The 13680-nt window shown below is 34.3% G+C and carries 9 protein-coding genes; 8 read left to right on the top strand and 1 reads right to left on the bottom strand.

Annotated elements, in window-relative coordinates; translation table 11 throughout:
- Window positions 1–247 precede the first annotated feature (247 nt).
- Window positions 248–1084: a hypothetical protein gene (locus tag ACRXC1_RS14555; RefSeq protein WP_433659852.1), complete on the top strand. Its 837-nt coding sequence runs from the start codon at window positions 248–250 to the stop codon at window positions 1082–1084.
- On the opposite strand, the gene ACRXC1_RS14550 is transcribed toward ACRXC1_RS14555, so the two are convergent.
- The gene (locus ACRXC1_RS14550) at window positions 1081–1929 is read right to left on the bottom strand and encodes an Hsp33 family molecular chaperone HslO (RefSeq protein ID WP_433659850.1); all 849 of its coding nucleotides are present in this window, start codon (window positions 1927–1929) and stop codon (window positions 1081–1083) included. The two genes, ACRXC1_RS14555 and ACRXC1_RS14550, sit on opposite strands and share 4 nt — an antisense overlap.
- A 75-nt stretch (window positions 1930–2004) precedes the next feature.
- Between ACRXC1_RS14550 and ACRXC1_RS14545 the strand changes: the two genes are divergently transcribed.
- The 7 genes from ACRXC1_RS14545 to ACRXC1_RS14515 all read left to right on the top strand — a co-directional run bounded on the left by ACRXC1_RS14545 (window position 2005) and on the right by ACRXC1_RS14515 (window position 13677).
- Window positions 2005–4311, top strand: a complete 2307-nt coding sequence (locus ACRXC1_RS14545; protein ID WP_433659848.1) for a PD-(D/E)XK nuclease family protein — start codon at window positions 2005–2007, stop codon at window positions 4309–4311.
- A complete protein-coding gene (locus tag ACRXC1_RS14540) occupies window positions 4311–7508 on the top strand; it encodes a UvrD-helicase domain-containing protein (RefSeq protein WP_433659846.1) in 3198 nt (1065 codons plus the stop codon). Before ACRXC1_RS14545 ends, ACRXC1_RS14540 begins: the two co-directional genes overlap by 1 nt.
- A gap of 77 nt (window positions 7509–7585) precedes the next feature.
- Window positions 7586–8299, top strand: coding sequence for an outer membrane beta-barrel domain-containing protein (locus tag ACRXC1_RS14535; protein WP_393060548.1), 714 nt, complete (start codon window positions 7586–7588; stop codon window positions 8297–8299).
- Between the two features lie 11 nt (window positions 8300–8310).
- On the top strand, window positions 8311–9705 hold the full coding sequence (locus ACRXC1_RS14530) for a hypothetical protein (protein WP_433659844.1): 1395 nt from the start codon (window positions 8311–8313) through the stop codon (window positions 9703–9705).
- Window positions 9702–12530 (top strand): tetratricopeptide repeat protein, encoded by a 2829-nt coding sequence (locus tag ACRXC1_RS14525; RefSeq protein ID WP_433659842.1) that lies wholly within the window; start codon window positions 9702–9704, stop codon window positions 12528–12530. The genes ACRXC1_RS14530 and ACRXC1_RS14525 overlap by 4 nt, the downstream gene beginning before the upstream one ends.
- Entirely contained in the window at window positions 12530–13417 is an 888-nt protein-coding gene (locus tag ACRXC1_RS14520) for a tetratricopeptide repeat protein (protein WP_433659840.1), read from the top strand. Before ACRXC1_RS14525 ends, ACRXC1_RS14520 begins: the two co-directional genes overlap by 1 nt.
- Window positions 13417–13677, top strand: a complete 261-nt coding sequence (locus tag ACRXC1_RS14515; RefSeq protein WP_392910681.1) for a hypothetical protein — start codon at window positions 13417–13419, stop codon at window positions 13675–13677. Before ACRXC1_RS14520 ends, ACRXC1_RS14515 begins: the two co-directional genes overlap by 1 nt.
- Window positions 13678–13680 lie beyond the last annotated feature (3 nt).

The following is a 13680-nucleotide window of genomic DNA, read 5'->3' as shown; positions in this document are numbered from 1 at the left end:
ACTTTTTAAACGTGAATATTAATTTTAATAATTTCAATCTTATATATATGATAATATATCATAAGAATCCCTATTTAATGAGTCGGAAATTATGATGTACGATAAAAAAAACTTAATATTTTTATTACTTCTCGGAATATTTTTTTCATGTTCAAGAGTAAATACGATTAACTTAAAAAAACATTCGTTTAATAACTATCCACAAAATCTAATTTTTATTCAAATACCCGGTTTAAGCGAAGAGCACATGGGTTATCTGCATTTTAAAAACCTAAATTATACGGCAAAGACTGAGCTAGAAAATTTCGCATGTTTTGGAAAAATGTGGTCATATAATATGATGACGATTACTCCAAGTGTTGAGGATCAACTACTGGCCCAAGTTAATGGCTATGGTTTGGCTAACCAAACATGTGATAAGTACCAAAGAAAGAGCCTTTGGGATGTGTTTATTAATTCTGGATATAGTAACTCGGTCATCTACCGAGGGAGTGCGCCGAACTTAGGAAAGATAAATAAGTGTAATGCAAACTTTTATCAAAACACTCGTTTATTCATTTCTGGGGCCAAAACTTTAAAGGAAGCAAAGTCTTTTCACTTTCAAAAGTCAGCGGAGTACAAGGTTGGTGAAATTTACAAAGACCAGTCTTGTCGTGGTAATAAATGTTTCTCAAATACGATGAATCTCTTTGAGCATGTCTTTGATTCAATGAGTGATTCAAATCGTCGCTTTGTAAATATTGTTGATTACGATCTTTATGAAATTTTAAAAAGACAGGACGCGAAGGAATTTGCGAAATATATGTCATACCTAAATAATTTCTTAGTTCAGGTGAGAAAGAAAGTTAGTACAACAAATGACTACTTGATTGTAGTAAGCTCGGTATCTCCAAAAGCTATTGATTGGCGCAAGGTTAATAAGAAGTGGAAATCAATCCCAATTGCTTCAAATAAGAAATCACAATTGATGTCCCCTGTTTGGGCCGATGGTGCACTCGCTGAAAATTTTTGTGGGATATATCTTGAGTCGGATCTAAACAGCCGCTTCTTCTGGCGATCAGAAGAAACGACTCTTCCGTTTTAGTGTAGATTTAAAATACTAGAGACTTCTTCTTTTGTGATCAAGTATGCTGTTTTACAGTAATCACACTTCGTTTCAATTGAAGCATCATTGTGAAATACATCATCAAAGCCACTAGAGCGTACAACACCTGCTACTCCTGTAACCATACGATCACGAGAGCAGTTGCACTTAAATTTAATCTCTGTTGACTTTAAGAAGTCAAAATCTAGTCCTTCAAATGCTTTTTGAATTTCATTATCTTCATTTAGAGCTTGTTTGAAAATATTATCGAAGCTCTCTTTGTTCTGCTTGATATAATCTTTTAAGCTTATAGACTCAACGACTTCTTCTTTATCAACATTTACTTCTGGAAGCTTTGTGACAAGCATAACCTGGTCACTGTCATCGCTGATAATAATTTGAGATTTCATCTGATACGATTTATCAAAGAAGTCATTCATAAGTTCTTTGATAGAGCGATTATCGACATTGATAATACTCGAATAAGGAGTTTTGCTATATGGAAATTGTTTTGCTGTTCTAAGCTTACCTGTTATTTTCTCTGGCACTGCCGGGAGATCTTCTGGAAGAATTAGTGTTCTGAAGAAGCCGGCTTGGTTCATTTCAAGTTTAAAGCGAAAGTAAGGATTGTCTGAATCAATGAAGATTCCCATATTTTCTTGTGGCTTTAAAAAATTAATTAGAGGAAGAATTGAAAGAGTACAATCTCTAAAGAAGCCGAAGCCCTGGTTGTTGACACTGTGAATAAGTGCTAGATCGTGGATAACTTTTTGACCTTCTAGAAAAGAAATTGCGAAGGTTTTCTCTTTATTAATGAAGTTGAATAGACGGCTTTCTTTAATCACAGTAAAATTCTCCTTGTAGGCGCTTTGTATATATCGCTTTTTGCTTAAAGTGTCATTTAAAAAGGGTAATGTTACGTGTTAAACCTCTATTTATATAAAAATCATTTTGATGAGTTATTTCAAGAGAATAAAAATATTGCTAACTGGCAAATTATCTGTCCTTCTCCACAGCGTTCAGACTTGTATCGCGATTATCTTATTCGTAAAGGACATGCAAAGAATACTGAAACAATCACAGTTGCTAAGTTTCTGTCGGATCACATTAATTTAACTGATGAACAAACTAAACTTTCAAAGTCTGAACTCATGGTTGACCTTTGGACATTTTGGAAATCGGCCGTCAATGATGATTATGAGAAGTTTCATTTTTGCTTTGAGCTATTCACAGAAGTTCGCTCATTTGACTTAAGTGGCTCCCTTATCGAAGAGTTGAGCCAGTTGGCCACACTTGAAAAAGATTGTATTTCAGGTCTAATGAGATTCCATACTTACCTTGAAACATTTCATATTGTTGATGAACAAAAATCTTATCAATTAGTAAGTGAGAGTTTTAGGCCACAAGAGAATGTGGGGTATATATTTATTGGATTTGACCATTTAAATGCAAATCAGATTGATATGTTAAAAGGGATGGGGAAAAAGGCTAACGTTTTTGTGCCATTTGAGAAATCAGTTTTTAATCAATGTGATAGTAAAATATTTTGGCCGAATTGGATTGAGCTTGAACAAACGAAAGAGGTAGAGGATTTAGAGGGGATATCTTGTGATTATATTTCAATCCCTTCGGGAAGAAGTGCTGAGTATTTAAGTGATTTGATTTCAGGAGAAAAACAAATTTTAAGTTTTTCTAATGGACTGGACTTAACTCAGGTTAATTCAATTCTTCTTTCGCAAAAAAGGTTTAAAACGGACTTTGCACTATTCTTTACTAGTGTTGATCAACTTACTTCAAAAGTTCAAGAACAACTTAACTTAAACAAAGGACATCTAAGGGCAGAGGACTTAATCACTTTTCTAGATAAGCTAGCTCTTTCTCATATGAATGAAAAAGGCTTTATGCTCTTTAAAACGATTCTAGCTTTCAAGAAAGAAGTGATTAGTTTTAGTGAGAAGGCGACAGTGAATGAAAATATCTATAACGCTGATTTAAAGCTTTTAAAAGAAGTTCTAGGTTTAAATCTTCCAAGAACATCAGTAGTTAATATTTCAATGACTGATACTGGTACAATCGGAACAAGAGATAATTTATTAACTTTTGAAAATGCTGATAAACAATACCTCTATATTTCAAAAGATGACTTAGGTGCTTTAAGTTCTTCTCAAAGATTCTCTAATGACGTTCTTGTAATTTTTAGTGCGTTTGGGCCTCTGCAAAGTAAGAACCTCGATATTATAATTTTAAGAAGTCAGTTAAGACGATTTATCAATAGTGGTGGGAAACTGATATTAGAAGAAGGTTTAACTCATGGGAGTTCGATAGCAGAAAATTTATTTGAAGGTGTTGAGTTAAACCCAGGGCATATGGAAGGTAGTAAAAGGAAGAATTTTAAAACTATCTATGGTCAAAAAGCTGCCATTCCTGAAAAGCTATCTCCTTCCTTCATCCAGACTTATATTGATTGTCCAAAAAAATGGCATCTGAAATATGCTCAGGGAGTTGATCTAGATGTCTCTTCTTCAGCATTTATTGATCGTCGCTATATTGGAACTATTAACCACAGTGTTATCGAGTCATACTTAGAGCTACACAGTCATTATGATCGAGGAGTACTTAAGGAGCTAATTTCTAATACTTTCAAACGATTCATTGATGAGAAGTCGCTACTACCTGAAAGAATTGATATCGAAAGCTTGAAACTCTCAGTAGAGTCTTACTGTAGTGGAATCATTTATAAGCTACTAGAAATTAAAAATGAAACGAATGTAGAGTTCTTCTTTGAAAGAGATATCTCAAAAGTAAACGAAAGCTACAAGGGATCCATCGACTTAGTTATTAAAGATGGAAGTGATTATTATATTTATGATTTCAAGACGTCTGGCGGGGCAGTTCCGTCAAAAACAGATATTAATGAATTTAGAAAGATCCAGCTTCTTGCCTATTTTGAAGCATGGGGTGTGGAGCATCACTTAAAAGGTGGCGGTTACCTTTGTCTCGAAAATTTGAAAGACTCAATATTTATAGGTGAAGAAAAGTTTTTTAATGAGTTTCATTCAAGAACAAATCGAATAGAGAATTATAAGAAAGAAGAGTTTAATGAGTTTATGAGTGAAACAATGGTTTCAATGAGAGAAGCCGAGTCTTGGCCGGCAACTCCTCAAAGCTCTAGTATATGTACCTTCTGCGTTGCAAATCCAATTTGTGCTAAAGGTGGAGATCAGTAATGGCCATTCAATTAAATTCAGAACAAGAAAAAGCAGTCATGCATAGTGGTGGTGTTCTTCTCAATGCTGGAGCAGGGTCGGGGAAGACTAGAGTTATTATCGAACACTTAGCATATTTAATAGAGAAGAAGTATGATGCACTTTTTGAAGTGGGACACACAGATATCCTAGGTCAGTTAAAATCATATCTTTCTAAAATAGTGGTGATGACATTTACAAAAGAAGCCGCTGGAGAGTTACAGTCTCGTATGTTTGATCGATTTTCAAATGTGGATGATGTTATAAAGAAGAAAGTAATTGATGAAGCACTAGAGTCTCTAGGGATTTCAACTATTCACAGCTTTTGTTTAAAACTAATTAAACGAGGTTATATTTTTGGTGCACCGGCTAATCTTGATATTGTTGATCGCTTCAAGATTAATGTGAAAATTGAAGAACTGACTAAGCAGTGGTTTACTCGTAACTTGAAAGAGCAAAAGATTGAGATATTTTTAAAGAATATTGATGCGCTAATCATTTCGATGCAATTTGTCTTCGCAAGTCCAGAGCTTAGGTATGAATGGTCCAGCATCGATGTAGACGATGTTTCATTTAACGAGAGTGAATATTTCGATAATATATTAGGCTTACTTGGCTGTAATGAAGTCTTTAGTAACCACTACTCAAGTGATACTTATTCGGATGAACATAGTAAGAAAGCCTGGTGGAAGCATTTAAGTGCATCAGAGTCTTTCTTTTTGTCTAAGAATTATAGCTGGGAAAATATAAAACGCTTTTGTGAAATCTATAAGTCTAATAAGCCTCGAAAATCGAAGGGAATACCTCAAGAAGTTGGAGAGCTTATTGATCAATGTAATTCTTTATTGAAGTTCTATGATAAGGAATCTGAAAATTATGATGCTTTCTTTGAAAATAAAGAAATATACCGTGAGTGGCTAACTCTATATAAGGAGTTATTTAATTATATTGAAGAACATTATTATAATTACCCTGGTATTGATTTTTCGGATATTGAATACTTAACACTTAAGTCATTAGAGGAGAGTGAAGAGTCACGTAGGCTCTGCCAGGAAAACTTTGATTATATTATTGTCGATGAGTATCAGGATACTTCTCCAGGACAGTATCAAATTATTAAGCATGTCATTGGTGAGAAATTTAATCGCTTAATGTGTGTAGGAGATAGGAAGCAGGCTATTTATGGATTTAGAGGTGGTGAAATTGCTGTCTTTAACCAAACGGAAAAAGTTATTCCACAAAATCTCTATATGTCTAACAATTACCGCTCTGAGGAAGCAGTTGTAAATTTCAATAATCAATTTTTTGAAACAATTTTTGGTCTTGGGGAAAAATATCAAGGTCATGATCAGTATAGTGTGAAAGTTGATTATCAAAATTTTCCAGATGTAAAGGAAGCAGGTCTTGGTATTGTAAAAGGTCACAAGGTAAATCTTGAGCTTGAATTAGAAAAGAAATCTTCGACAGTCTATGACAATATTGAAGCAGCTGCAATTTGTGAGTTAATTAAACGAAAGCAAAGTGAAAATCCTGGTGAAGAGATATGTATTTTATATCGAACACTAGCTCCTTCAAAACAGCTGATTTCTAATCTGATGTCCGCCTCAATTCCATTTGTGGCCCAAGTTAAAATTCCATATGGTGAAGACCCGCTTGTTATTATATTTAAGGCCTTTGTAAACTTCTTAATAGAAGGAGTTAAGGAAGGGGCTGATGAAAAGAGACTTCAGGCAATAGCACGATATTATAACTTTATCATAGAAGGGGTTTGTAGCCATTACTATGAATCATATCAAAATGTAGATGTATTAAATCTGATAAAGATGAAAGATATTTTTCTCAACAGTAATATTGAGTATGCATTTTGGTCATTTGTATTTGACTTGGGCCTATCAAGCTCTGCTTACAAGAATAACTCTGAAAAAATCAATGGAATCATTGGTGGAGCAAAGGGTGATATCGATCAAATATATAAAATTCTTAAATCATTAGAAAAAGACTCTTACAGTGCGAGCTTTTCTTATCTTTCTCAACCGAAAGTTCGAATTATGACAACTCACGCTTCTAAGGGACTAGAGTTCGATACGATCATTTTAGGTGGTATCCACACTAATGGACGTACTGTCGTTGATAAATCAAAATTCGGTGCTCTTCCTGGAGCATTATCTTGGAGTGCGGATATTAATAGTAAAAAATTGAATTCGTCACCTAATTTGATTTTAGAAAAGTTAATAAAGAAACAAAAAGAGTTCTCAGAGTCGAAAAGACTTTTCTATGTTGCCTGTACTAGGGCCGTCGAAAACATTGAATACTTTGATATTAGTATAAATGGTGAGGATGTTAAACACTCTGATAATAGCTGGATTGTTCCACTTAGAAATTATCAAATAAAAACAGTTTCTCTTGAAGACTTTGAACTAGACTATGAAGTTTCTCAAGCAACGCGACCACCAATTTACTTTCTGGATCCTCTAGGGATTAAGAATATTGAAAATAAAGTAGATATCGGCCTAATCTCTGAACTTTCAGTTACGAAGCTATCAGAGCTAGCTCTTTGTTCTAGAAAGTTCTACTTAAATCAGGTTTTAAAACTAGAAGATGATCTCAAAGAGTTTGCAAAAGAAAAAGATATTGAGCTACCACACATTCAAGGTGTTTCAGATGTTGATCGCGGAAATAGACTTCACTTTTTAGTAGAAAACTTAATCAAGGAACGTGATTTAAAATTCAATAATACTGATGAAGTAGAAATAGTCGGCTGGGTTGGAGATGAAATTAAGAAATCATCCCATGATAAAATCTTAAGTGAACACCAAATTAAATTTTCTTTCTTTGGCCAGATGATCACAGGGATTATTGACGGATTACTTTATCAAAACGGACAGGTAATCGAAATTTGGGACTTCAAATCAGGTTTAATTGATGATGATAAGTTACGATCATATTTCTTCCAGTTAAAGACATATGCTCTTGGTCTGGTATTAGTTGGTGAACAAGTTACTGAAAAAATTAAGCTGAAGGTCCTCGCTCTTGACCAAAAAAGAGTGATCGAGGAAGAGGTCTTAGTGGCCAACCTTGAAGCTGACTTATTTGCAACTTGGCGAAACCTTACAGACTTAGTCGGAAAAAGGATTCCACACTGTTCATCATGCACGTATGGAAATTTATGCCACCAATAAGCGACTTAAATTGTAGTTAACATCTTATGTTAAAATAATCACTGTAAATCCAACTATTTGAAAGGCAGGACGCTAAAATGATTAGGATGATCTTTGTATTATTTTTAACTTTTATGACGATTAAAACTTTCGCAGCAGAAAGTGATCTCTACAATTTTTCATGGCTTGATAAAGATAAAGAAATTTACGTACTTCAAAATCGTAAGTTCAAAAAACAGCAACGCTTCTTTGTGAGTGGAGGATTTGGTAAAACCCTTTCTGGCGCATTCGTTGATTCAACTTCGATGCAGTTAAGGGCAGGTTATTTTTTTACTGAAGAGCTTGGTGCTGAGTTTATTTATTCTTCAAACTCAGGTGAAGAAAACGATACAGCCGCTTCGGTTAGAAATAGTAATGGGGGAGGAAGTGGTTCTATTCCATTTAGAAGAATTGTAAATGACTATATTGGTGCTATGGTAACTTGGGCACCTTTCTATTCTAAAATTAATACATTCAACACTATTTTATATGTCGACTGGATCTTTGGTCTAGGTTTCGCAAAACTTAACGAAACAAATAACGGGCCAGAAGTTAGGGCCGGATCTCCAAACCCTGGTCTAACTATTGATGAGTCTCACACGGGACTAATGTGGGATGTTTCGACTAAATTCTATATTAATCAATCATGGAGCATTAGAGCAGATATTAACGGAATCCTGTATCAAGCAGCACCTGCGAGGGAATCTGGTTCAGAGAGTGATCAACTTTATTCAAATATTGATCTAACTTTCGCTGTTCAGTTTGACTTATAAAGGAAGCTATTGTGTTTAAGAAAGCGCTTATAACATTTCTAATATTGGGTCAGGCTTACGCTCTTGAGTCAATATGGACCGATTTAACGAAATCAAAAAATCGTATTACTCGTTATCCAAATATCATTAAGCAATTAATTGATAAAGAGATGTATCACACAGCAGTACCTTACGTGAAAGAGTACTTAGTTACATATAAAGGAAGAACGAATAAAAATTTCGAATATCTTTTTGAACAAGTTGTATCAAAAGTAGGGGATAGACAATTTATCCTGTTACCAGAAAGCTATCTGAAAAATATTGATTCACCGACTCTTAAGTATCTACTTGCAAAAAAGCAACTGAAGAGAAGAAAATACAAGGAAGCATTACAAACTTTAAATGGTACAATCCCATCGGCTCATCCGGTTAAACCATTTGCCTTACACCTTGAAGGTGTGGCGTTTACAATGCTAAGAAGTTTCAAGGCCGCTGTTGGCGCATTTGAAAATTGTATTGATCAATCAACAAATAGTAATGATGAAGTTCGAGCAAGGCAACTACAGATTAATCAAGACTATTGCTTGGCCGGAATTGCTCGAGTAAAGTATGAACAAAGAAATCTTGAAGAGTCAGAACTTGCGTTTATTGATATTGATAAAAGATCATATATTTGGCCTGAGCTACTAATTGAAGAGGCATGGAATAGTTATTATAAGGGAGACTATAACAGGACTCTTGGTAAGTTAGTAACATATAAAGCCCCTGTTCTTAACTATATTGTAAATCCTGAGATTAATGTTTTGAAGGCACTGAGCTACTATAAGCTATGCCTATATGATGATATGTCCAATATCATTGATGATCACTATAAAGAATTCGATAAGTCTAAGCAAGTTATTGATAAGATGCTTGCTAAGAAACACTCTCTTGAGTGGTACTTCAAGTTTATCAATAGTTATGTTGATGGAAAGAAGTATTACGATTCATTAACTAATAAGCTTCTTGAAAACGTAAGAAAGGACCCAGCTTTTCTTCAACTTTATAAGAGTTATAAAGATGGGCTTAGAGAAATTAAAACAATTAAAAAAGTAAGGAATAGAAGACTAAGAAAGATTCTTGCAATCAATCTGAAAGATTCGCTATTTTTACAGCAGAAGCTTATTGGGTCATATGTGAAAAAGGTTTTTAAGTTAACTTCTGCCCAATTAGAAAAGTCATTCATTGGTCTAAGTTACTTAAGACTTGAAGCTTTAAATGCAAGAAAAGCACTTTTATATAGTGGAATTACAGATACGGGTGCTAGGGGAGACATTAAGTACCTAAAGAGAAACTCAAAACAATATTTTTGGTCATTCAATGGTGAGTTTTGGGCCGATGAGTTAGGTGATTATGTATTTGCTCTTCGATCGGAGTGTCAGAAATGATTAAGGTTTTATTATTTGCAACTCTTATAAGTTTTAATTCTTTTGGTATCAAGCTTAATACTAAAAGAGATCGTATTGTTTCAGTAATCGATATGGAGCTTAAAGAGCTTGTGCGTATGAAACGATACTCAAAAAACGATACAATGCTCGATTTACGTATGGCCGAATTAAATTTAGAAAAGGGCCGAATCATTCGTGAACAAGAGAATGAAAACTTCTTCAATTTAGATATTAAGGATAAGAAGCGTATTGATCGCAAGAAGTTCTTTGCAGAATCTAGCTCTTACTACAACCGTGCTCAACAAATCGGTTTAGCAATCTTAAAGAAGAGGCCAAATGCAAAGGCCCGTTCACATATCTATTATATCCTTGCTTATAATGAACTTGAGAATGTTCAAATGGATCGCGCAAAGTCCTTATTTGTTAAGTCCGTTAAGTCTGCGCCAAAGAATGACTTAATTGGTGTGAAGTCTCGCCTTGCTCTAGGTGATATCTACTACCGAGAAGGGGACTTTAATAAATCTAAGAGATACTACGATACTGTCATCTATAAAATTAAAGATGATAAGTGGTATACAAAATATTTATACAATCTGGCTTGGTCTAACTTTAGAGTAGGAAAGAAGAATACTGCGATTAAGCAGATGAAAGAGGTTCATAGCCTATCTAAGAGTCCTAAATATATTGATAAGAAAGATATGGCCGGACGTGATGTTGGTTATTTCTATGCAGATAAGGGCGACACAAAGAGAGCTCTTCAGTTTTATCAGAATGAAAAAGGAACTCCAGAGAAGAATTTCTACGATATGGGAATGTTTCTTCTTGATAAGCAAAAGTATTCTCAAGCTGCAGGTATGTTTAAATCTGCTTTTAGAGGGAATAATGAAGAATATAAGGCGAAGTCTTTAGTTCAACTTCTTCAGATTTACGATAAGTATAATAATAATAAGAATTTTCTTGTTTTTGCACGTACAATCACTAAAACAAAACTAAACCCTGAACAAAGAAAAGAAGCACTTTTCTATGTGACAAAGAGAGCAGCTCATCTCCAAAAAGAATTGGGAATGTCACACAATAAGAAACGTCCAAAGGTCATGAGATTTAAGGGGCGTATTGCAGCAGAACTTTACTTCATTTCACAAGAAGTCGATCCGAACTTAGGTGAAAGGGCACTATTCTATGCCGGTGAGTCTTACTATGCAGCAGCAGAGTACAAACAAGCACTCTTTATGTACGATAAGGTTATCTCATCGGATAAGACAGATAATGTGTACTTTAAGCGTTCGCTAGCAGGTATGATTGTCGTACTAAATGATAAGAAAACGTCTGCTTCAACTAGATCAAAATATTTTGAAAAAGTATTTTCGACATATATTAAGCATGAAGATTCGAAGGTTAAAAAGAATAAGGCCGTTGAAAAACTATTTTCTTATTATGTCGATGAACAAAAAGACGCCAAAAAAGCTCAGAGCTTATTCTTTGTTTATGCTAAGGAAAACCCAAGAGCTATCTCAAAGAATGAGGCAATGATTGGGCGTATTGTTGACTTACATAAATCTCAAAAGAATAAATCAGAACTTATGAGTTTTGTTGGTGAGTTAAAGTCCACAGGGATTCCTCTTAGAAGAGGCTTTATTACTCACTTGAATAAAATTATTCTTGTTGCCCAGTTCTCAGATATTCAAAAGGCGAACCAAAAGGGTGATAAGGTAACGGCATTAAAAGGTTACTTGTTTATCTATAAAGACAAAGAAAGTACTGCTGAGGCCAAAAGAAATGCTGCTTACAATATTGCCGTTCTATTCTATGAATCAGGTAATGTTGATCTTATGTCTAAATGGTTAGATCGCGCAATTGATGAAATGCTCGTTTCTGAAATAACTAAGTTCTACGAATCTTTTAATAGCATTATTAGTGAGTTATTTTTAAGACAAAGAGTTGATGCAGGTATGGCACTAACTCAGAAGTTGTTAACGAAAACATGTTCGATTAGAGATAAGAATAAAGAAGGCTTACTTAAGAACTATATCGTTATGGGACTTGCTACTCGAAAAGATAGTGCTGCTGTTAGTTTTGTTGATGCACAATCTAAGTGTCGATTCAATAATTCGACTTTGTTAGCATCGTATGAGCAAATCTTTGATTACTATATTGATTTTAAACTATTAAGCAAGGCCGATTCAATATATCGTCAACGCCTAAGTGCTTATACAAAGAGCTTGTATAAAAAATCTGAGTATGTAGGGAAACTTTCGAAGCTTTCAAGGTCCCAGAAGAATAATTCTCGTTATGCAGGAGAGCTAAATTATATCTACAGTAAGGTGAAAAAGAAGAAAAGCTTAGCAATTGAAACAATAGACGAAGTCGCTCTGATGGAAGTTGATAAGTTAGAAAATGAAGTTAATAACTTTAATTCAATAGCTCTTAGCTTCCCTGAAAATAAATTCAATAATACGATGAAATTAAAGTTTAATCGCTTAGATCGTATTCAAGGAAAAGTCGCAGCAATCGTGGCCATGGGGTCTGGTGAGGCAATGGTTAAGAGTTACTCTCTTTTAATTAATTCATTTGATCAATTTTCATCTGACGTTGGTAATTTTTCACCGACAGGCAAGTCCGCTGAATATGTGAAGTCCTTTAAGGGAAGTATGGCCAACGTTTCAGCAAATCTCGCAACTAAGTCACGTCAATTAAAAAGAGAATTAGATAACTTAATCAATAAAAATGATGTTCTAACAGTAAACTTTGGGACGTTGTCGAGACAAGGTCTAGGTCTCCCAACGATGACAGGACCGGTCTTAATGGATAAGAGGGGGAATCGTTAATGAAGTATTTAGCTATTCTTTCAATGCTACTAATGGTTTCATGTGCTTCTTCAAAGAAGGGGACAACTCAGCAATTAGAAGATGGTGAGCAAATTGAAAACCTAACGAATGCTGATTTTAAACCAAAGAGTCAGATCCGCTATAATGCAGAAGCTGATTATCATTTAATTAATGATCTGGTTGATGATGTTTTAGAAGACGAATCTCTGGATAAAGTTAAGCTAGATAAACTTGAAGAAATTGATTCTAAAAAAACAGGACTTGTAGGTCTTTGTTATATGGGAAATACGAAAGAGGGACTTTCTCAACTTGATCAAATGTATGAGAAGTACAAGGCCAATCCTTCATATTGGAATCAACAAGGAATTTGTTCTTATAAATCTGGTAACAAGAGACTTGCAAAAGTGTATTTTAATAAAGCAGTTGCTTTAGATGATAAGTATATTCCAGCAATTAATAATATTGGTGTGGTCTATGTAGATGAAGATAAAGATGCGAAGGCCATTGCAGCTTTTAAACAGGTTCTGATCCTTAAAAAGAATAATAAGACGGCAATGTTCAACCTTGCCAATATCTACATTAGATATGGCCTGTATTCAAAGTCGATTTCTCTGCTTAAACGTTTATATTCAGTGAATAAGAACGATCGTGATGTGATTAACTCGTTAGTATATTCATATCTGTTTGATGCTAAGCCTAAGTATGCTTATACAATTCTTAAGGAAATGAACTCGGACTATATTGATATTCCAAGTCTTAAAATTGCTCTTTACTATTCTTTGAAGCAATTAAAGAGTGAACATGCAACTACAATTCAAAGTGATTTAGATACTACTGATATGAATGCTAAGGATAAGGCCTTCTATCAACAAGTTAGGAAGATGTAATGATGAAAGTATTAATGTCTGCCATTTTATTACTATTAACTACTCAAGCTTATGGACAAAAATCTGTTAAGGAAAAAGTAGTTTATAAATATAAGAAATTTGAACAATTTAATCTTGAAGAGATCAGTGTTGATGGAGAACTAGGTGCTCCTGGTGAAATTACAGTTTCGAGTCGCTACCTTCGTCAATTTAAAAATAAATTACCTTCAAAACCAAATTTTCATCTTGAAATGATGAAAGGTTTGGATCGTATACGCTAGGGA

This window comes from Halobacteriovorax sp. GFR8, from assembly GCF_050955245.1.
Classification (GTDB): domain Bacteria; phylum Bdellovibrionota; class Bacteriovoracia; order Bacteriovoracales; family Bacteriovoracaceae; genus Halobacteriovorax_A.
This window is presented reverse-complemented; position numbering and strand designations above follow the sequence as displayed.

Coding starts and splice junctions, on each gene's coding strand:
- ACRXC1_RS14555 (WP_433659852.1), top strand. CDS start 248: ATGGGTTATCTGCATTTTAAAAACCTAAATTATACGGCAAAGACTGAG.
- ACRXC1_RS14540 (WP_433659846.1), top strand. CDS start 4,311: ATGGCCATTCAATTAAATTCAGAACAAGAAAAAGCAGTCATGCATAGT.
- ACRXC1_RS14535 (WP_393060548.1), top strand. CDS start 7,586: ATGATTAGGATGATCTTTGTATTATTTTTAACTTTTATGACGATTAAA.
- ACRXC1_RS14525 (WP_433659842.1), top strand. CDS start 9,702: ATGATTAAGGTTTTATTATTTGCAACTCTTATAAGTTTTAATTCTTTT.
- ACRXC1_RS14520 (WP_433659840.1), top strand. CDS start 12,530: ATGAAGTATTTAGCTATTCTTTCAATGCTACTAATGGTTTCATGTGCT.
- ACRXC1_RS14515 (WP_392910681.1), top strand. CDS start 13,417: ATGATGAAAGTATTAATGTCTGCCATTTTATTACTATTAACTACTCAA.